At 60.0% G+C, this 18,949-nt stretch carries 16 protein-coding genes and 1 tRNA gene; 12 read left to right on the forward strand and 5 right to left on the reverse strand.

Annotated features, from left to right (window positions below; all coding sequences use genetic code 11):
- Window positions 1–553: 553 nt before the first annotated feature.
- On the reverse strand, window positions 554–772 hold the full coding sequence (locus ACJ8IN_RS09920) for a hypothetical protein (RefSeq protein WP_060426448.1): 219 nt from the start codon (window positions 770–772) through the stop codon (window positions 554–556).
- A gap of 213 nt (window positions 773–985) precedes the next feature.
- Window positions 986–1,070, reverse strand: a tRNA-Leu gene (locus tag ACJ8IN_RS09925).
- Between the two features lie 82 nt (window positions 1,071–1,152).
- On the opposite strand from ACJ8IN_RS09925, the gene ACJ8IN_RS09930 reads away from it, so the two are divergent.
- The 8 genes from ACJ8IN_RS09930 to ACJ8IN_RS09965 all read left to right on the forward strand — a co-directional run bounded on the left by ACJ8IN_RS09930 (window position 1,153) and on the right by ACJ8IN_RS09965 (window position 8,834).
- Window positions 1,153–1,407, forward strand: coding sequence for a hypothetical protein (locus tag ACJ8IN_RS09930; RefSeq protein WP_308325384.1), 255 nt, complete (start codon window positions 1,153–1,155; stop codon window positions 1,405–1,407).
- A gap of 55 nt (window positions 1,408–1,462) precedes the next feature.
- Window positions 1,463–2,230, forward strand: a complete 768-nt coding sequence (locus ACJ8IN_RS09935) for a DeoR/GlpR family DNA-binding transcription regulator (RefSeq protein WP_060422656.1) — start codon at window positions 1,463–1,465, stop codon at window positions 2,228–2,230.
- Between the two features lie 30 nt (window positions 2,231–2,260).
- Window positions 2,261–3,226: a D-erythronate dehydrogenase gene (gene denD, locus ACJ8IN_RS09940; RefSeq protein WP_308325383.1), complete on the forward strand. Its 966-nt coding sequence runs from the start codon at window positions 2,261–2,263 to the stop codon at window positions 3,224–3,226.
- Window positions 3,226–4,611, forward strand: coding sequence for a GntP family permease (locus ACJ8IN_RS09945; protein ID WP_074027173.1), 1,386 nt, complete (start codon window positions 3,226–3,228; stop codon window positions 4,609–4,611). The genes denD and ACJ8IN_RS09945 overlap by 1 nt, the downstream gene beginning before the upstream one ends.
- Before the next feature lie 191 nt (window positions 4,612–4,802).
- On the forward strand, window positions 4,803–5,516 hold the full coding sequence (gene deoC, locus ACJ8IN_RS09950) for a deoxyribose-phosphate aldolase (protein ID WP_202637568.1): 714 nt from the start codon (window positions 4,803–4,805) through the stop codon (window positions 5,514–5,516).
- A 66-nt stretch (window positions 5,517–5,582) separates the two neighbouring features.
- Complete coding sequence (locus tag ACJ8IN_RS09955; protein WP_308325382.1) at window positions 5,583–7,112, forward strand: FGGY family carbohydrate kinase; 1,530 nt, start codon at window positions 5,583–5,585, stop codon at window positions 7,110–7,112.
- Entirely contained in the window at window positions 7,109–8,440 is a 1,332-nt protein-coding gene (gene fucP, locus ACJ8IN_RS09960) for an L-fucose:H+ symporter permease (protein WP_033648624.1), read from the forward strand. Before ACJ8IN_RS09955 ends, fucP begins: the two co-directional genes overlap by 4 nt.
- Before the next feature lies 1 nt (window position 8,441).
- Window positions 8,442–8,834 carry a VOC family protein gene (locus tag ACJ8IN_RS09965; protein WP_060427293.1) on the forward strand — a complete coding sequence of 131 codons (393 nt, stop codon included), beginning with the start codon at window positions 8,442–8,444 and terminating at the stop codon, window positions 8,832–8,834.
- 842 nt (window positions 8,835–9,676) lie between these two features.
- On the opposite strand, the gene ACJ8IN_RS09970 is transcribed toward ACJ8IN_RS09965, so the two are convergent.
- Complete coding sequence (locus tag ACJ8IN_RS09970; RefSeq protein ID WP_060423008.1) at window positions 9,677–10,393, reverse strand: helix-turn-helix transcriptional regulator; 717 nt, start codon at window positions 10,391–10,393, stop codon at window positions 9,677–9,679.
- A gap of 201 nt (window positions 10,394–10,594) precedes the next feature.
- Here ACJ8IN_RS09970 and ACJ8IN_RS09975 point away from each other — a divergent pair, with 201 nt between their 5' ends.
- Window positions 10,595–11,353, forward strand: a complete 759-nt coding sequence (locus tag ACJ8IN_RS09975) for a DeoR/GlpR family DNA-binding transcription regulator (protein WP_033636877.1) — start codon at window positions 10,595–10,597, stop codon at window positions 11,351–11,353.
- 61 nt (window positions 11,354–11,414) lie between these two features.
- On the opposite strand, the gene lptG is transcribed toward ACJ8IN_RS09975, so the two are convergent.
- Window positions 11,415–12,485: an LPS export ABC transporter permease LptG gene (gene lptG, locus ACJ8IN_RS09980; protein WP_033636876.1), complete on the reverse strand. Its 1,071-nt coding sequence runs from the start codon at window positions 12,483–12,485 to the stop codon at window positions 11,415–11,417.
- Window positions 12,485–13,579: an LPS export ABC transporter permease LptF gene (gene lptF, locus ACJ8IN_RS09985; protein ID WP_033636875.1), complete on the reverse strand. Its 1,095-nt coding sequence runs from the start codon at window positions 13,577–13,579 to the stop codon at window positions 12,485–12,487. Before lptF ends, lptG begins: the two co-directional genes overlap by 1 nt.
- 282 nt (window positions 13,580–13,861) lie before the next feature.
- Here lptF and pepA point away from each other — a divergent pair, with 282 nt between their 5' ends.
- The 3 genes from pepA to ACJ8IN_RS10000 all read left to right on the forward strand — a co-directional run bounded on the left by pepA (window position 13,862) and on the right by ACJ8IN_RS10000 (window position 18,796).
- A complete protein-coding gene (gene pepA / locus ACJ8IN_RS09990; protein WP_033636874.1) occupies window positions 13,862–15,373 on the forward strand; it encodes a leucyl aminopeptidase in 1,512 nt (503 codons plus the stop codon).
- 84 nt (window positions 15,374–15,457) lie between these two features.
- On the forward strand, window positions 15,458–15,907 hold the full coding sequence (locus ACJ8IN_RS09995; RefSeq protein WP_033631663.1) for a DNA polymerase III subunit chi: 450 nt from the start codon (window positions 15,458–15,460) through the stop codon (window positions 15,905–15,907).
- Between the two features lie 12 nt (window positions 15,908–15,919).
- Window positions 15,920–18,796 (forward strand): valine--tRNA ligase, encoded by a 2,877-nt coding sequence (locus tag ACJ8IN_RS10000; protein ID WP_101427690.1) that lies wholly within the window; start codon window positions 15,920–15,922, stop codon window positions 18,794–18,796.
- Window positions 18,797–18,949: the final 153 nt, after the last annotated feature.

The raw sequence follows: 18,949 nt of genomic DNA on the forward strand, positions 1-18,949 counted from the left end.
TTTAATTTCATCGATAGTAACGTCAAAGTATAAGTGCACACCTTTTCAGAAAAAGCATAATAAATTTATTATCGACTGTCCACCTAACACCTAAGCCGTGGGCTGCTATAATTATATATCAACAAAGCCATAGCTCCTGAGCGACCCATTCGCGTCATCCCTACCAGCCAGATTAAAGCGAGTCTGGCTTCAATACTATATCCTCACCTTTTTCCATCCAAAAAAAAATCCAGCTCCGTATGAGCCAAGAAACTTCTTAACCAGAACTGTATTACTTTTCCGATGATAAAAACAAACCCTCCTATGCCAAAAAAACATATCTTTTTATCAAAAAAGTAATAGTTTTCAGATGGATGAGTGGATGTATATATAATCAACGCCACTATATTTTCAGATGACTATCTTTGAAATAAATCCATCACTTACTATTTGATCATTATCAAAAACAAAAATTTTTCAATCTACAATCTTGCGTTGCACTAGATATAAATTGCCTTCCAAAGATAGCCAGAGAGAAAAAAGCCCAGGCAATAAAAGGATGCTGAGCTTCAGGCTACTGGCTCGCATAATCTCTTTCATAGAGTGACCTACGAAAATACAGCTCCCCATTCGGGCTCATCGCCGTGTACTGATTCTGTAACCCAAACGGCAGGTAGCTGTCGCAGTGAACCAACACGCTCTGATAGAAAATGGTGCTGCCAAACACTGAACGCGCCAGATTGACTTCGCCCGGCGTTAACGCCCGCGTGATCCCTTCCTGTTGTGGCTCCATCCTGGAACTCCTTGACCCGAAAGGGTTCAATGAAACGCCATTTTAGCCTTTAAGGTCAATCAGATAGGACTTAGGAAAGCATCAGGAAGATCCGGTTTTTACTGAAATGGGAAATACGTCAATACAAAGTAAAGTGGGTAGGTAATTGCGGCAGGCAGATTCCAGGCACAAAAAAACCACCTCTCGGTGGCTTCTTGTTCGCGCGGTACTTAATGGTGCCGAAGGCCGGACTCGAACCGGCACGTATCTCTACGGTTGATTTTGAATCAACTGCGTCTACCGATTTCGCCACTTCGGCACTGAAGTAGTATGCGGAAAACGGGTGCATTATACCTTCCCGCGATCGTCACGCAACACTTATCCGTTGTTCAATGAGTTAAGTGTCGAAAAAAGCGCCGCAGCGCACGTTTACCTGCCCTTCTTCGCCGCTTTACCGCCCCGCCCGCTTCACAAACCTTGTGGCGCGTCACATTAATTATCACAACATGGTGTTGCACGAAAAAACGCCGAGAAAACCCAATAATAAGCAATTAATCATAAAGTTAAATAACAAAACCGCCCCAATCCCCACGCCGGCATTTGTGATAACTGTCGCTTACTTGTTAATCGCGATGGTTGAAGATGTTCCTTCATAACAAAAAATAACAGCTTCGCGGCGCCCCTGCCGCCGCCGGGGCCACAGGAGCGAACATGATCCCGTCTGAACGCCGCGATTACATCTATCGCTATGTGCATGAATACCAGCTGGCGAGCATCAGCGCGCTGTCGGAGCTGATGAGCGTCTCCCACATGACGGTGCGGCGCGATATCCGCGTGCTGGAAGAGCAAGGCAAGGTGGTCAGCGTCAGCGGCGGCGTGCGCCTGAGCGAGGCGCTGCGCCAGGAGCTGGCCTATTGCGAGAAGGCGCAGCTGCACCATCGCCACAAGCGCGAGATCGGCAAATACGCCGCCGGCTTGGTGGAAGACGGCCAGGTGGTCTATCTGGATGCCGGCACCACCACCTTCGAGATCGCCCGCAGCCTGGCGGAGCGTTTCAATCTGACGGTCGTCACCAACGATTTTTCCATCATCCAGCACCTGATGAATCGCCCGCAGCTCAGCCTGTTCCACACCGGCGGCCAGGTGGATCAGCGCAACTACTCCTGCGTCGGCAACAGCGCCGCCATGCTGTTGCGCACCCTGAATATCGACGTGGCCTTCATCAGCACCAGCTCGTGGGATCTGGAGCACGGCCTCTCCACGCCGCACGAGGAGAAGGTGCTGGTCAAGCAGGCGCTGCTGGAGGTCGCCCGCCGCCGGGTGCTGGTCTCCGACAGCAGCAAGTACGGCAAATACGGCATGTTCCGCGTCTGCCCGCTGGAGGCGCTGAGCGACATCATCTGCGACGCCGCGCTGCCGCCGGAGGCGCAGCAGCTGCTGCGCGAGCGCGGTCTGCAACTGCACAACGTCCAACTCTGATAACAACAACGCTAGGGAAAGGAGCACCATATGAATATCGTCATCACCGGCGGCGCCGGTTTTCTCGGCCAGCGGCTGGCGAAAGCGCTGCTGCACGGCAGTTGCCCGCTGGCCTTCGACACGCTGATCCTGGCGGACATCACCCCGCCGCCCGCCCCGCTGCCGGATGCGCGCCTGCAGTGTCTGGCGCTCGATCTGTCGCAGCCCGGCGCGGCGGAGCGGCTGATCGACGCCGACTGCGGCGTGCTGTTCCACCTGGCGGCCATCGTCAGCAGCCATGCGGAGAGCGATTTCGATCTCGGCATGCAGGTCAATTTCGATGCCACCCGCCAACTGCTGGAAGCGGCGCGCCACCGGGCGCCGGGCATGAAGTTCATCTTCACCAGTTCGCTGGCGGTGTTCGGCGGCGAGTTGCCGCCGGTGATCGACGATCGCTGCGCGGTCACCCCGCAATCCTCCTACGGCGCGCAGAAGGCGATGTGCGAGCTGCTGCTCAACGACTATGCGCGCAAAGGTTTCGTCGATGGCCGCGTGCTGCGCCTGCCCACCATCAGCGTGCGGCCGGGCAAGCCGAACAAGGCGGCCTCGTCGTTCGCCAGCGGCATCATCCGCGAGCCGCTGCACGGCGAGCCGGCGGTGTGCCCGGTAGACGCCGAGCTGGCGCTGTGGCTCTCCAGCCCGGCCGCGGTGGTGAGCAACTTCATCCACGCCGCTACGCTGCCCGCTTCGGCGTTCGGCGCGCTGCGCACGCTCAACCTGCCCGGCATCAGCGTGCGCGTGCGGGAGATGCTCGAAGCGCTGCGCGCGGTGGCCGGTGACGCCGTCGCCGCACGGGTGCGATTCGAGCCGGACACCGCCATCAACCGCATCGTCGCCGGTTGGCCGGGCGAGTTCGACACCCGGCGGGCGCAGCAGTTGGGCTTCACCGCCGATGAAAGCTTCGAGCAGGCTATCCGCGCCTTTATCCGCGACGACATGCCGCAAGGCGGGGGCTGATCATGGCGATGTATACCCCAATCATCGGGCTGGCGGTGGCGGTGTTTGCGCTGATTTTCCTGGTGCTGCGCACCCGCGTGCATGCGCTGATCGCCATGCTGATCGCCGCCTCCATCGCCGGCATTACCGGCGGCATGGGTGCCACGCAAACCGTCGACGCCATCACCAAGGGCTTCGGCTCCACGCTCGGCAGCATCGGCATCGTCATCGGGCTGGGGGTGATGATGGGCCGGGTGCTGGAGGTCTCCGGCGCCGCCGAGCAGATCGCTTACAGCTTTATCAAGTGGCTGGGCAAAAGGCGCGAGGAGTGGGCGCTGGCCATCACCGGCTATATCGTCAGCATCCCGATTTTCGTCGATTCGGCGTTCGTCATCCTTTATCCGCTGGTCAAGGCGCTGGCGAAAAAGGGCAAGCGCAACCTGCTGACGCTCGGCGTCGCGCTGGCCGGCGGGCTGATCCTCACCCACCACGCGGTGCCGCCGACGCCGGGGCCGCTGGGCGTGGCGGGCATCTTCGGCGTGGATATCGGCGCCATGATGCTGGCCGGGCTGGTGCTGGCCATTCCCTGCGTGATCGGCATCGTGCTGTATGCGCGCTGGCTGGGCGCGCGCTACCCGGACTTTATGCCGCAGGAAGAGGAAGCGCCGCAGGATCTGCGCGCCGCGCATCAGCAGTATCTGGCGGAGAAAGAGGGCAAGGCGCTGCCGAGCCTGATGTTGTCGCTGCTACCGATCCTGACGCCGATCGGGCTGATCTTCGTCAACGCGGTCAACAATATGCTGGCCAAGCGCGAGGGCATGGGCTGGCTGGCGGAGAGCCTGTGGGGCCAAAGCTTCGCGTTTCTCGGCTCGCCGATGATCGCGCTGGCGATCAGCGTGCTGCTGGCGGTGTACACCCTGATGCCGCACGCCAACAAGCACGACACGCTGGAGCGGCTGGAGGAAGGCCTGCAGACCGCCGGCATCATCCTGCTGGTTACCGGCGCAGGCGGCGCGTTGGGGGCGGTGCTGCGCGAGAGCGGCGCCGGCACGCAGCTGGCGGAACAGGTCGCCGGGTTGCCGATCTCGCCGGTGCTGATCCCGTTCGTCATCGCCACGCTGGTGCGGGTGATACAGGGCTCCGGCACGGTGGCGATGATCACCGCCGCCTCAATATCGGCGCCGATCGTCAGCCTGCTGCCCGGCGTCAATATGCTGGCGGCGGCGCAGGCGGCCACCCTGGGCGCGCTGTTCTTCAGCTACTTCAACGACAGCATGTTCTGGGTGGTCAACCGCATGATGGGCATCAAGGACGTGCGCCAACAGATGATGGTGTGGTCGGTACCCACCACTATCGCCTGGGCCATCAGCCTGTGCGGCGTGGTGTTGCTGGACTGGCTGCTGTAACGCTTCCCCCAACGTCAACCCCCAGGGCGCGATCTGTTAGATCGCGCCCTTTTTTTCTTCTCCCTTTCACGCCCCTCACCACAAAACCGCAGATCCGATCACAATTTCACCAAACGCTGATTTTAAAGCCATATGAAAGAGAATAAGGTGAACAAATAAAATCAAATGAAAATAAAAGAAGGATAAACGCAATGAATGAAACAACCAGACGCATGGCCAGGTTGATCGACCTGAGCGCGGTGCAGGCCACCAATACCGAGGAAGACGTGCGTCACTGCGCCGCGCTGGCCAGCCGCTATCGCATCATCTCGGTACACGTGCTGCCGTGCTGGACGCGTTTCCTCAGCACCCTGCTGCCGGAGCGCGGCCAGGCGGACGTGATGATTGGCGGGCCGGTCGGCTTTCCCGGCGGCGGGCAGACCACCGATCTCAAGGTGCAGGAGGTGCGCCAGCTGATCGCCGAGGGCGCGCGCGAGGTCGATATGGTGGTGAACATCGGTAAGGTGCTGTCGGGGGATTACGGCTACGTGCGCGAAGATCTGCGCCGGGTAGTCGAGGCCGCCGCGCCGGTGCCGGCCAAAGTCATTCTGGAGACGCACTATCTGAACGAGCAGCAGATCCGTCGGGTGTGCGATATCGCCGTCGAGGTCGGCATGGCCTGGGTGAAAACCTCTACCGGCTGGGCGCCGACCGGCGCCACGGTGGAGAAAGTGGCGATCATCGCCGATCAGTTGCGCGGCCGCATCCAGATCAAAGGGGCCGGCGGCATTCGCGATCTGGACACGGTGCGCGCATTGTATCGGCTGGGCGTACGCCGCTTTGGCATGAGCGCGGCGGCCACCCAGCGCGTGCTGGAGCAGCTCGAACAGGATCCAGGCCTGTTCCCGGAACTGAACGATAACTAAATCCTGCGCGATCCCAGCGCACGCTTCTTCGGGTGGCCCGCGCCATCCGCCACGGGAGTGATAACAATGAAAGATTTACTTCTTACCCTTGATATCGGCACCGGCAGCACCCGCGCCGGGCTGGTCACCAACACCGGGGAAATCCTTGGCTTCGCGCAGCGCGAGTACGAGCAGATCACGCCGCAGGCCGGTTGGTCGGAACAACCGCCTTCACTGTGGTGGCAGAGTGTCTGCCAATGTACGCAGGAGCTGTACGCGCGCTACGCCGAATACTGGCCGCGTATCGCCGCCGTCGGCGCCTGCGGGCAGATGCACGGCACGGTCTTGCTCGATACCGACGGCGAGCTGGTCGTCGATCGCGCCATGCTGTGGAACGACAAACGCGCGCAGCCGCAGGTGGCGCGCTTTAGCCACCAACAGCCGCCGCAGCCCTGGCTTGAACTGTTGAACAATCCCCCCACCGCCGCCTGGCCGGCATTCAAGTTGGCCTGGCTGCGCGAGCATCACCCATCGCAGTGGGAGCGCATCGCTACGGTGTTGATGCCGAAGGATTACGTCAATTTCCGGCTCTGCGGCGTACGCGCCACCGATTACAGCGAAGCCTCCTGCTATTACCTGATGGACAGCGCCACGCTGCAGTGGTCGCCAGAGGCGCTGCGGCAGTTCGGGCTGCGCGCCGATCAGCTGCCCGCCATCCATCTCTCCAGCGAGGTGATTGGCCACATTACGCCCGCAGCGGCACGTGTTACCGGTCTGCCGCCGGGTGTGCCGGTGGTGGCGGGCACGGCGGATATGGCCGCTACCCTGCTCGGCTCCGGCGTCTATCAGGCCGGCATTGCCTCCGACAGCACCGGCACCTCGACGCTGCTCACCGTGGTCTCGGAACACCCGCTGCTCTCCGCCGGCGTCAACAACCTGCACCTGGCCAACTCGGCCTGGGGCGGTTTTACCCTGCTCGATGCCGGTGGCGACGCCATGCGCTGGGCGCGTTCGGCGCTGAGCGCCGGCCAACTCAGCCATCAACAGATGCTTGATATGGCGGCCGAGGTGCCGCCGGGCGCCGAAGGGCTGCTGTTCCTGCCCTACCTGACCGGCGAGCGGCTGGCGGAACACACCAACTCGCGCGCGCAGTTCTTCGGCCTGCAGCGCAAGCATAGGCAGCCGCATCTCTACCGCGCGGTGCTGGAAGGCGTAGCGCTGGCCTCCCTGCGTAATCTGCAGCAGCTCAGGCGCCACGCACAGGAGCCGGAGGCAATGATCGCTTCGGGCGGCGGCGCACGCAGCCCGCTGTGGCTGCAGATCAAGGCCTCGGTCTACAACCTGCCGTTGCTGCAGACGCGCAATCAGGAGAACGGCACCACCGGCTGCGCGATCGTCGCCGGGGTCGGCGTCGGGCTGTTCAGCAGTTTCGCCCAGGGGGTGAGCCGCACCGTCAGCATCGAGCGCGAATTTACCCCCGATCCGCGCCAGCACGAACACTACCTGCGCTGCTTCGAGCTGTTCGAACAGCTCTACCGCCAGGCGCAACCCCTCTACGAACAGCTTGACGTTATTAGCTCGTTCTCTTTTTCTCCGGATGAAGGAACACCGCAATGAGCGACTCTCTGATTAACAAGGGCGACATCGCGCAGCACGCCGCGGCCGAAAGTATCGACCGCAGCGCTTATCTGCCCGCCACGCCCTGGCTGCAGCTGATGCTGGTCTGCTGCCTGTTCGCCCTGTGGGGCATGGCCGGCAACCTGAACGATATTCTGATCGCACAGTTCAAGAAGGGGTTCGATCTGTCGGATACCCAAACCGCGCTGGTGCAGTCGATCTTCTTCCTCGGCTACTTTGTGATGGCGCTGCCCGCCGCAGCGGTGATCAAACGCTACTCGTACAAGGTGGCGATCGTGATCGGCCTGTGCCTGTACGCACTCGGCTGTTTCCTGTTTATTCCTGCGGCGCAGATCATGACCTATGGCGCTTTCCTGGCCTGCCTGGGGGTGATCGCTACCGGGCTGTCGTTCTTGGAAACCTCCGCCAATACCTACTCCAGCCTGCTGGGGCCGCTGGAAACCTCCACCCAGCGCATCAACTTCTCGCAGATCTTCAACTCGCTGGGGATCATTTTTGGCGTCTTGATCGGCCAGCAGCTGGTGTTCGGCAAAAACGATCCCAGCCACGCCGAGCTGCTGCAAATGCCACCGGCTGTGGCCGAAGCGGCGCGCACCCAGATGGTGTCGCAGGTGGTCACGCCTTATCTGATCATCGGCAGCGTGCTGATCGTGTTGGCGCTGATCTTCGTGGCGGTGAAATTCCCCGCCTGCAAAACCCAACGTTCGCACCAGGGAGCGGGCAAGCCGCTGATGCAATCGCTGAAGATCCTGCTGGCGCTGCCGCGCTTCCGATTGGGGGTACTGTCGCAGTTCCTGTATGTCGGCGCGCAGGTAGGGCTGTGGAGTTTCACCATTCGTTTTGTGCAAATGATTGAACAGGGGGCAACCGAGCATTCGGCCACCTACTGGCTGCTGGCCACGCTGGTCTGTTACTCGGCCGGCAAGGTAGTCACCACCGCGCTGATGAAAAAGTTCAGCCCGGCGCGGTTGCTCGGCGTGTTCTGTTCGGTATGCGTGCTGCTGTTGCTGCTGGCCGTCAACATCCAAAGCCTGCTGGCGGTGGTGGCGATCATGGGCGTCAACTTCTGCATGGCGCTGTGCTGGCCAACCAACTTTGGACTGACGATCAAAGGGCTGGGCGAAGAAACTCAGGTGGCCGGTTCGATCGTGGTGATGTCGATCATCGGCGGCGCGGTGGTGCCGTTACTCATGGGCATCATCTCCGATCTCAACGGCGGCGATATGCAGATCGCCTTTGCAGTACCGCTGGTCTGTTTCGCCTACGTCGCCTTCTATGGCTTCTACTGCGCGCGCAAGGGGATTTGATATGGCACACCGGATTAACGGGTTGATGCACGTCGGTTTGCGCTGCGCGAATATCGAACGAGCCGCCGGCTTCTATCGCTCGCTCGGTTTCGAACCCCGACAAACGTTGGCGCTCGACGGCCCCGTCGCCGTACAGTTTTTGCAGTTGGGTGAGCTAACGCTGGAGTTATACCAGCTACCCGACGAAGGGCTGACTCGCCCCACCAACGCCTATGGCATCGACCATATCGCTTTGCGGGTCATCGATCTGGCGGCCACGCAGCGTTGGCTGGCGGAGCTGGGGTATCCGGTGATTGAAGGGCCGACGCTGCAGCCCAGCGGTGCCAACGGCGTGCGTTATCTGATGATCGCCGGGCCGGACGGCGAGCGGGTGGAATTCAGCCAGCCGCTGTAATGTTTCTTCCCACATAGCACAAGGCCCGATGGCTGTGATAAGCCATCGGGCCTCATTCGATTTTTTGTCAGCACACGAGCCTTTACCGCCATAGCCATGCGCCTTATCGGCCATCGCCCACATTCCCTCAAGCGCCCTACCAGGCTGCGCCAAATAATCCCCAACCGCAATGGCAACACTGCAAATAATTGCATATCCATGTGTCAGCCAATAAAGAATGAGTTTGCTTAACATTCCTAGAACACTATTTTTTCATTGGTAAAAATCAGGCGGGAAATAAAAAATCATAATAGCGTTCGCAAAGGCGAAAGAGTAATTCCATTAGATGAGTTTTATCTTAAATCACCATAAAAATAGCATACACACGTAACAAAATGGTGGTTTAACGCGTAAAAACCAGCAGAGAACACTTGCCTCTGCGGAGTTAATAGCTTTAAGATGATGTAAGAAAATTTTCCCTGGTGTTGGCCAATATTGGCAACCTGACCCTACGCGGTCAGGTTTTTTTTGTATTTTTTATTAAAACATTACACTAGGAAGTCTATCGCCTTGAAGGGTGTGAAACCAGTTAGACTAAAGTACAGTCCCTTACTAGACCTTTATCAGTTCATGCAGGTGATTATTTCATATCGCAGAGATAGGGGCAGGTACTCTATATTACGTCCTCAACGTGAACCGACACGCGACCAAATCAATACCGATTGACGCCCATCATTTCTTGAATCGAAAAACGCTGTTCGCCAGCCGATATTTTCTCCCTTCAGACGTATCCCGACTGATGATTTATGCGCAGCCGTGCCTCCGTATTCCACGGGTACGCTAGCCGCGGGCTAGCGAGCCAGTCACTCCACCGGTTTAATCAACCGAAGCTCCATCCCCAGGCGCACGGCATGTCGGGCATTCGTTACCCCCAACTTTTTGACGACGTTGGACATATGAAACTTGATGGTGCCGGTTTTTATGCCCAGGATCATCGCCGTTTCCTGGTAGGTTTTACCCACGCTGGCCCAATAAAGGATCTCGTTTTCCCTGTCGGTAAAGCGGGCATTTCTCTCCAGGGCTACGGCGTTTTTTTCTGAAAGTGGGGATAGTGCCAGATACGACTCATGGATTGAGGCCAGCAATACCGAGATTTCACCTTTACGATCGGTGAGCGCCTGGATGGCTTCCGCTCTCTGCTCAACGTTGAAGGCAAAGGAAAGCGTGACGAGATTGTCGCTGTAATCGTGCAGCACGAAGGTATAGCCGTGCGTTACGCCAAACTCGCGGGCCTGTTCGAACAACTCGGGAAAGTGCAGCCCTGCGTCAGCCATGATTTGCTCGTCCCAGGCGAACGGGGTCAGGCGGTTGCGGGCGGTAAGCACCACCGGATCAATATACTGCAACCCCTGCTCTTGATACTTTTTTACCCATTCACTCGGGTAGTTGGTGACGCCAAAGATGCAGGCAATGTCTTTTTTGGATAACACCACATACGCCCACAGGAGATCGCCCAACTCTCCCAACGCCGCCTCCAGTCGCTTGCCGATGATATTGCTGAGATTGTATTCGTCTTCCATTGGCTGCGTGCTCCCTCTGCCCAACCTACCGCTGAACTGACTATACCAAAAAGGATCGGTGCGCCGTAACCTTCGCATCTCGCGCGGATAATGCCCGCTGGAATATTGCCAGCGGCGGCCGGCAAGCGCTTTGCCTGCCGCCGATGCGCGGGGTATATTAGCCGCACGTCCATTGTGCCTGTCAGGAGTGAATGAGTGAGCATGTTCGCAGAAGAGCGCCAGGAAAAACTCCTCGCCATTCTCAAGGAGAAGCGCAAGCTCTCCGTGGGGGAAATGAGCTCGCGCTTTAACGTCTCCGGCGCCACCATCCGCACCGATCTGCGCATTCTGGAAGACGCCGGCATGCTGACGCGCACCCACGGCGGCGCCATTCTGCGCACCCGCGCCAGCTTCGAGGTCGGTTCCGATCAGCGTGAAGAGGTGAACCTCAGCGCCAAGGAGCAAATCGGTCAACTGGCCGCCGGCCTGGTGGAAGACGGCGACATCATCGTATTGGACACCGGCACCACCACCCTGCAGATCGCCCGCCATCTGCGCCAGCGCCGCAACCTGACCGTAGTCACCAACGATTTCATGATCGCCAAGAGTCTGGAAGACGTCGAATCGATCCAGATCATCCTGCTGGGCGGCATCGTCAAAAAGGGTTATCACTGCGCGGTCGCCATCAACGGCCGTTCGCTGCTGGATACGCTGAACATCGACAAGGCGTTTATGGGCGCCAACGCGCTATCGCTGAAACAGGGCGCCTGCGTGGCCGACATCATGCTGGCCGAAACCAAGCGCGCGATGGTGGAACATGCCAATCAGGTGATCGTGGTGTGCGATCACTCCAAGCTGAGCAACACCTCGCTGGCGCAGTTCGCCTCCCCTGCCCAGATCGACACCTTGGTGCTGGATCGCCTGCCGGAAGACGCGCAGGCCTATCAGGATGCCGGCATTGCGCTGCTGAGCGTCAGCTAATCCCCCCAACAAAAAAGGCGCGGCCCCGCGGCCACGCCTTTCTTCACTACCGATCGCCCCGCTACTTGCGTTTGAGCAGCATATACACGCTGATCAGCAGGAACAGCATGCTCGGCAGCAGCGCGCCCAGCACCGGCGGCATGCTGTACACCAGGCTCAGCGGGCCGAAGATCTGATCCAGCACGTAGAACAGGAAGCCGAAGCTGATGCCGGTCACCACGCGGATGCCCATCGGCACGCTGCGCAGCGGGCCGAAGATGAACGACAGCGCCATCAGCATCATCACCGCCACCGACAGCGGCGAGAAGATTTTGCTCCACATGTTGAGCTGGTAACGGCTGGCCTCCTGGCCGCTCTGCTTCAGGTACTTCACGTAGTTGTGCAGCCCGCTGATGGAGAGCGAATCCGGATCCAGCGCCACCACGCCCAGCTTGTCCGGGGTCAGGTTGGTTTTCCATTCGCCGGTCAGCGTCTGGGTGCCGGTCACCTGTTTCGGGTCGGTCAGATCCGAGGTATCCACCTGCGAAAGCTGCCACACCCCGTTCTCGAAGCTGGCGGTGGCGGCATAGCGCACCGTCTCCAGGCGACGCTGATCGTTGAAGTGGTAGATGTTCACGCCGGAGAGTTCTTTATCGCCGGAGACGCGCTCGATGTAGATGAAGTCGTTGCCGTCCTTCGCCCACAGCCCGCTCTTGGTGGAGAGCAGCGAGCCGCCGTACATCTGCTGGGCGCGGTAGTTACGCGCCATCTGCTCGCCCTGCGGCGCCACCCACTCGCCGATCGCCATGGTCAGCAGCACCAGCGGAATGGCGGTTTTCATCACCGAGCCGGCGATCTGCAGGCGGGTGAAGCCGGAAGCCTGCATCACCACCAGTTCGCTGCGCGTCGCCAGTTGGCCCAGGCCGAGCAGCGCACCGAGCAGCGCCGCCATCGGGAAGAAGATCTCGATGTCTTTCGGCACGCTCAGCAGGGTGTACATGCCGGCGCTCAACGCGGTGTATTCGCCCTGGCCGACCTTGCGCAGCTGATCGACGAACTTGATGATGCCGGACAGCGACACCAGCATGAACAGCGTCATGATGATGGTGTTGAAAATCGTTTTACCGATATACCGGTCTAATACGCCAAACATCAGGCCGCTCCTCTCAGGCGTGCGCGCAGCTTGCGCATCGGCACGGTATCCCACAGGTTCAGCGCCAGCGCGATCGCGAAGTAAACGCCGTTAACCAGCCACAGCCACAGCATCGGATCCAGCTTGCCCTTGCCGGCGTTGGAGCGCAGCGAGGTCTGCAGCAGGAAGAAGATCAGATACAGCAGGATGGCCGGCAGCATGCTCAGCACGCGGCCCTGGCGCGGGTTCACCACGCTGAGCGGCACCACCAGCAGCGCCATCAGAGCCACCGACACCACCAGCGTCAGGCGCCAGTGGAACTCGGCGCGCGCATCCGGATCGTCGGACTCCCACAGCGTCTGCATCGACATCTGTTCGGATTCGGTGTTGTCCGCCGCCACGGTGCGGTGGCCAATCACCGCCTTGTAGTCGTTGAAGTCGGTAATGCGGAAGTCGCGCAGCAGCGCGGTGCCTTCAAAGCGGGTGCCCTTGTCGAGCGTCACCACCTGCGAGCCGTCTTTCTGCTGCACGATATTGCCGTGCTCGGCCACCACCACCGACGGGCGTTGGTTGCCGTTCGGCCGCAGCTGCGCCAGGAACACGTCGTTGAAGGTGCTGCCCTTCACGTTGCCGATAAACAGCACCGCGTTGCCGTCCTGCGAGGGTTTGAACTGCCCTTCCGCCAGCCCGGCGATGCTCGGGTTGGCCTTGGCTTCGTTCACCACCACGTCCTGATAGCGCGAGGCCCAGGGGCCGGCCCAAAACACGTTCACCGCCGCGATCGCAGAGGTGAACAGCGCCAGGATCATGGCGGCGATAATCAGGGTGCGTTTGCCCAGCCCGCAGGCGTGCATAACGGTGATTTCGCTCTCGGTATACAACCGCCCAAGCGTCATCAGCAAGCCGAGAAACAGGCTCAACGGCAGGATGAGCTGCGCCATTTTCGGCACGCCCAGCGCCAGCAGGGAGAGGACTAAGTTTGTCGGGATATTGCCGTCCACCGCATCGCCCAACACCCTGACCAGGTTCTGACAAAAGAAGATCAGAAGCAGGATGAACAGGATGGCGATTTGGCTCTTGAGCGTTTCCCGTACCAGATATCTTATGATGATCACGCTTATTACGCCTGTGAAAACTTGTCTTTTTGCAGGAAAATCGATAATTTCATCGCTAATCCGCCATTTATTCTCATCATATGGCAACCTTCACAGCTAAAATAGTATTACAACATCAAGCCGTTTGGGTGTCCTATAGGAACTTGCTTATAGTCGCCAAAACAGAGCAATTTACGCCGTTCAGGTTAACATAATCCGTTAACTCAAATGGCGGGAGATCGTTACGGAGTCGGTTATTCTAGCCGTAGCGTCCGCCTTTGTCTTTAAGATTCAGGAGAGTGCATGGAGTTCAGTGTAAAAAGCGGTAGCCCGGAAAAACAGCGCAGTGCCTGTATTGTAGTCGGCGTTTTCGAACCGCGCCGCCTGTCCCCTATCGCAGAACAACTCGACAAAATCAGTGATGGTTATATCAGCGCATTGCTGCGCCGTGGCGAACTGGAAGGCAAGGTCGGGCAGACGCTGCTACTGCACCATGTGCCCAACATTCTCTCCGAGCGCATCCTGCTGATCGGCTGCGGCAAAGAGCGCGAGCTCGATGAGCGCCAATACAAGCAGGTGATCCAGAAAACCATCAATACCCTCAACGACACCGGCTCGATGGAAGCGGTCTGCTTCCTGACCGAGCTGCACGTGAAAGGCCGCAATACCTACTGGAAAGTGCGTCAGGCGGTGGAAACCGCCAAAGAGACGCTCTACACCTTCGATCAGCTGAAAAGCAACAAGGTGGAGCCGCGCCGTCCGCTGCGCAAAATGGTGTTCAACGTGCCGACCCGCCGTGAGCTCACCAGCGGCGAACGCGCTATCCAGCACGGCCTGGCGGTGGCTTCCGGCATCAAGGCGGCCAAAGATCTCGGCAACATGCCGCCGAACATCTGTAACGCCGGCTACCTGGCCTCGCAGGCCCGCCAGCTGGCGGACGCCTTCAGCACCCACATCACCACCCGCGTCATCGGCGAACAGCAGATGAAAGAGCTGGGCATGAACGCCTATCTGGCGGTCGGCGCCGGTTCGCAAAACGAGTCGTTGATGTCGGTGATGGAATATAAGGGCAACCCAAATCCGGACGCTAAGCCGATCGTGCTGGTAGGCAAAGGGCTGACCTTCGACTCCGGCGGCATCTCGATCAAACCGGCCGACGGCATGGACGAGATGAAATACGACATGTGCGGCGCGGCGACCGTGTACGGCGTGATGCGCGTGGTGGCGGAGCTGAACCTGCCGCTGAACGTGATCGGCGTGCTGGCCGGCTGTGAAAACATGCCGGGCGGCCGGGCTTACCGTCCGGGCGACGTGCTGACCACCATGTCCGGCCAGACCGTCGAGGTGCTGAACACCGACGCCGAAGGCCGTCTGGTGCTGTGCGACACCCTGACCTACGTCGAGCGCTTCGAACCGGAGCTGGTGATCGACATCGCCACCCTGACCGGCGCCTGCGTGATCGCCTTGGGCCACCACATCACCGGCCTGATGTCGAACCACAACCCGCTGGCGCACGAGCTGCTGGGCGCTTCCGAGCAGGCCGGCGACCGCGCCTGGCGCCTGCCGATGGCCGACGAGTACTACGAGCAGCTGGACTCCAACTTCGCCGACATGGCGAACATCGGTGGCCGCCCTGGCGGCGCCATCACCGCCGCCTGCTTCCTGTCGCGCTTCACCCGCAAGTACACCTGGGCGCACCTGGATATCGCCGGCACCGCCTGGCGTTCCGGTAAAGCCAAGGGCGCCACCGGCCGCCCGGTGGCGCTGCTGTCGCAGTTCTTGCTCAACCGCGCGGGCCTGAACGGCGACGATTAAATCTGAGCGGTAATTCAGGTATAATCCCAAGGGGCACAGCATGCTGTGCCCCTACATTTTTTTATCGGCAGCGGTGGATCCTTAATGAAACAGGCGACGTTTTATTTGCTCGACAACGCGGAACCGTCTGGTGCGCTCAGCGCCCATGAGGCCGTGGCCTGCGCCGTTGCCGCCAACGGCTTCCGTTCCGGCAAGCGGGTGCTGATCGCCTGCGAGAGCCAGGAGCAGGCCCAGCGGCTGGACGAAGCGCTGTGGCAGCGCGAGCCGCATGAATTCGTGCCGCACAACCTGGCCGGCGAAGGGCCGCACTATGGCGCGCCGGTGGAACTGTGCTGGCCCGGCAAGCGCGGCAACGCCCCGCGCGATCTGCTGATCGCCCTGCTGCCGCAGTTTGCCGATTTTGCTACCGCTTTCCATGAAGTGGTAGACTTCGTTCCTTACGAAGACACTCTGAAACAGTTGGCGCGCGACCGTTACAAGGCCTATCGCAGCGTCGGCTTCCATTTGACCACGGCTACGCCGCCAACTCACTGAATACGATAAAGAATGGAAAAGACAAACAGTCAGCTCGACACCGCATACGACCCAAAACAGATCGAACAGAAGCTGTACGATCACTGGGAGAATCAGGGTTACTTCAAGCCGAACGGCGACACCAGCCAGGAAAGCTTCTGCATCATGATCCCGCCGCCGAACGTCACCGGCAGCCTGCACATGGGCCACGCGTTCCAGCAGACCATCATGGACACCATGATTCGCTATCAGCGCATGCAGGGTAAAAACACCCTGTGGCAGGCGGGCACCGACCACGCCGGCATCGCCACCCAGATGGTGGTGGAGCGCAAGATCGCCGCGGAAGAAGGCAAAACCCGCCACGACTACGGCCGTGACGCGTTTATCGACAAGATCTGGCAGTGGAAGGCGGAGTCCGGCGGCACCATCACCCGCCAGATGCGCCGTCTGGGTAACTCCGTGGACTGGGAGCGCGAGCGCTTCACCATGGACGAAGGCCTGTCGAACGCGGTGCGCGAAGTGTTTGTCCGTCTGCACAAAGAAGACCTGATCTACCGCGGCAAGCGCCTGGTGAACTGGGATCCGAAGCTGCGCACCGCCATCTCCGATCTGGAAGTGGAAAACCGCGAATCCAAAGGTTCCATGTGGCACCTGCGCTACCCGCTGGCCGACGGCGCGAAAACCGCCGAGGGCAAAGACTACCTGGTGGTCGCCACCACCCGTCCGGAAACCGTGCTGGGCGATACCGGCGTGGCGGTCAACCCGGAAGATCCGCGCTATAAAGACCTGATCGGCAAAGAGATCATTCTGCCGCTGGTCGGCCGCCGCATCCGCATCGTCGGCGACGAACACGCCGATATGGAAAAAGGCACCGGCTGCGTGAAGATCACCCCGGCGCACGATTTCAACGACTACGAAGTCGGCAAACGCCACGGCCTGCCGATGATCAACATTCTGACCTTCGACGGCGACATCCGCCAGGAAGCGGAAGTGTTCAACACCCTGGGCGAAGTCTGCACCGACTACTGCAACGAGATCCCGGCCGAGTTCCGCGGCCTGGAGCGCTTCGCGGCGCGTAAAGCGGTGGTTGCCGCCTTCGAAAATCTGGGCCTGCTGGACGAGATCAAACCGCACGACCTGACGGTGCCTTACGGCGACCGCGGCGGCGTGGTGATCGAGCCGATGCTGACCGACCAATGGTACGTGCGCACCGCGCCGCTGGCCAAAGTGGCGGTGGAAGCGGTCGAACAGGGCGAAATCCAGTTCGTGCCGAAGCAGTACGAAAACATGTACTTCAGCTGGATGCGCGACATTCAGGACTGGTGCATCTCGCGTCAGCTGTGGTGGGGCCACCGTATCCCGGCCTGGTATGACGTGAACGGCAAAGTCTACGTGGGCCGCAGCGAAGAAGAAGTGCGCAGCGAGAACAACCTGGGCGCCGACGTGGTGCTGACCCAGGACGAAGACGTGCTGGACACCTGGTTCTCGTCCGGCCTGTGGACCTTCTCTACCCTGGGCTGGCCGGAGCAGACCGAGGCGCTGAAAACCTTCCACCCGACCAGCGTGATGGTCAGCGGCTTCGACATCATCTTCTTCTGGATCGCGCGCATGATCATGCTGACCATGCACTTCATCAAGGATGAAAACGGCAAGCCGCAGGTGCCGTTCAAGACCGTCTACATGACCGGTCTTATCCGCGACGACGAAGGCCAGAAGATGTCCAAGTCCAAAGGCAACGTGATCGATCCGCTGGACATGGTCGACGGCATCTCGCTGGAAGATCTGCTGGAAAAACGCACCGGCAACATGATGCAGCCGCAGCTGGCGGAGAAAATCCGCAAGCGCACCGAGAAGCAGTTCCCGAACGGCATCGAGCCGCACGGCACCGACGCCCTGCGCTTCACCCTGGCGGCGCTGGCCTCGACCGGCCGCGACATCAACTGGGACATGAAGCGCCTGGAAGGCTACCGCAACTTCTGTAACAAGCTGTGGAACGCCAGCCGCTTCGTGCTGATGAACACCGAAGCGCACGACTGCGGCTTCAACGGCGGCGAGAAAGTGCTGTCGCTGGCGGATCGCTGGATCCTGGCCGAATTCAACCGCACGGTGAAAGCCTACCGCGAAGCGCTGGACACCTACCGCTTCGATCTGGCGGCCAACATCCTGTACGAATTCACCTGGAACCAGTTCTGCGACTGGTATCTGGAGTTGACCAAGCCGGTGGTGAGCAACGGCAGCGAAGCGGAACAGCGCGGCACCCGCCACACGCTGATCACCGTGCTGGAAGCGCTGCTGCGCCTGGCGCACCCGATCATTCCGTTCATCACCGAAACCATCTGGCAGCGCGTGAAGCCGCTGACCGGCACGACTGCAGACACCATCATGCTGCAGCCGTTCCCGGCCTACGACGCCGCGCTGGAAGACGAGCAGGCGCTGAACGATCTGGAGTGGATCAAGCAAACCATCATCGCCGTGCGCAACATCCGCGCCGAGATGAACATCGCGCCAAGCAAAGCGCTCGACGTGCTGCTGCGCAACTGCAGCGCCGACGCCCAGCGCCGCGTGCAGGAGAACCAAAGCTTTATCGCCCGTCTGGCGCGCCTGGAATCCATCGCGCTGCTGCCGGCCGGTGAGAAAGGCCCGGTCTCCGTCACCAAGCTGGTGGACGGCGCCGAGCTGCTGATCCCGATGGCCGGTTTCATCGACAAGGACGCCGAGATCGCGCGTCTGGCGAAAGAGATGGGCAAACTGGATGCGGAAATCGCCGCGATCGAAGGCAAGCTGGCGAACGAAGGCTTCGTGGCGCGCGCGCCGGAAGCGGTGGTCGCCAAAGAACGCGATCGTCTGGCGGCCTGCAAAGAAGGCAAAGTGAAGCTGCAGGAACAGCAGGCGACCATCGCCGCGCTGTAATCCACCGGCTCACGCCAACGCCTGAAAAACAGCGGGTCTTCCCCGCTGTTTTTTTATCGCCGTTGCATCCGGGCCGGGTTAGGTGTTATTACAAGATATTACTGCTGCAGGGACGCCGCCGGGAAATAATCCCCGGCGCGTTTCGTGCTGCGA

It is taken from the genome of Serratia sp. CY31944 (assembly GCF_052169175.1).
GTDB classification, from domain to species: domain Bacteria; phylum Pseudomonadota; class Gammaproteobacteria; order Enterobacterales; family Enterobacteriaceae; genus Serratia; species Serratia sarumanii.

What these genes read in the sequence shown, in the direction of transcription:
- lptG (WP_033636876.1), bottom strand. Translation starts at nt 12,485, where the DNA reads ATGTTTGGCGTATTAGACCGGTATATCGGTAAAACGATTTTCAACACC.
- ACJ8IN_RS09935 (WP_060422656.1), top strand. Translation starts at nt 1,463, where the DNA reads ATGATCCCGTCTGAACGCCGCGATTACATCTATCGCTATGTGCATGAA.
- ACJ8IN_RS09975 (WP_033636877.1), top strand. Translation starts at nt 10,595, where the DNA reads ATGTTCGCAGAAGAGCGCCAGGAAAAACTCCTCGCCATTCTCAAGGAG.
- deoC (WP_202637568.1), top strand. Translation starts at nt 4,803, where the DNA reads ATGAATGAAACAACCAGACGCATGGCCAGGTTGATCGACCTGAGCGCG.
- ACJ8IN_RS09995 (WP_033631663.1), top strand. Translation starts at nt 15,458, where the DNA reads ATGAAACAGGCGACGTTTTATTTGCTCGACAACGCGGAACCGTCTGGT.
- ACJ8IN_RS10000 (WP_101427690.1), top strand. Translation starts at nt 15,920, where the DNA reads ATGGAAAAGACAAACAGTCAGCTCGACACCGCATACGACCCAAAACAG.
- pepA (WP_033636874.1), top strand. Translation starts at nt 13,862, where the DNA reads ATGGAGTTCAGTGTAAAAAGCGGTAGCCCGGAAAAACAGCGCAGTGCC.
- ACJ8IN_RS09970 (WP_060423008.1), bottom strand. Translation starts at nt 10,393, where the DNA reads ATGGAAGACGAATACAATCTCAGCAATATCATCGGCAAGCGACTGGAG.
- ACJ8IN_RS09920 (WP_060426448.1), bottom strand. Translation starts at nt 772, where the DNA reads ATGGAGCCACAACAGGAAGGGATCACGCGGGCGTTAACGCCGGGCGAA.
- denD (WP_308325383.1), top strand. Translation starts at nt 2,261, where the DNA reads ATGAATATCGTCATCACCGGCGGCGCCGGTTTTCTCGGCCAGCGGCTG.
- ACJ8IN_RS09955 (WP_308325382.1), top strand. Translation starts at nt 5,583, where the DNA reads ATGAAAGATTTACTTCTTACCCTTGATATCGGCACCGGCAGCACCCGC.
- fucP (WP_033648624.1), top strand. Translation starts at nt 7,109, where the DNA reads ATGAGCGACTCTCTGATTAACAAGGGCGACATCGCGCAGCACGCCGCG.
- ACJ8IN_RS09965 (WP_060427293.1), top strand. Translation starts at nt 8,442, where the DNA reads ATGGCACACCGGATTAACGGGTTGATGCACGTCGGTTTGCGCTGCGCG.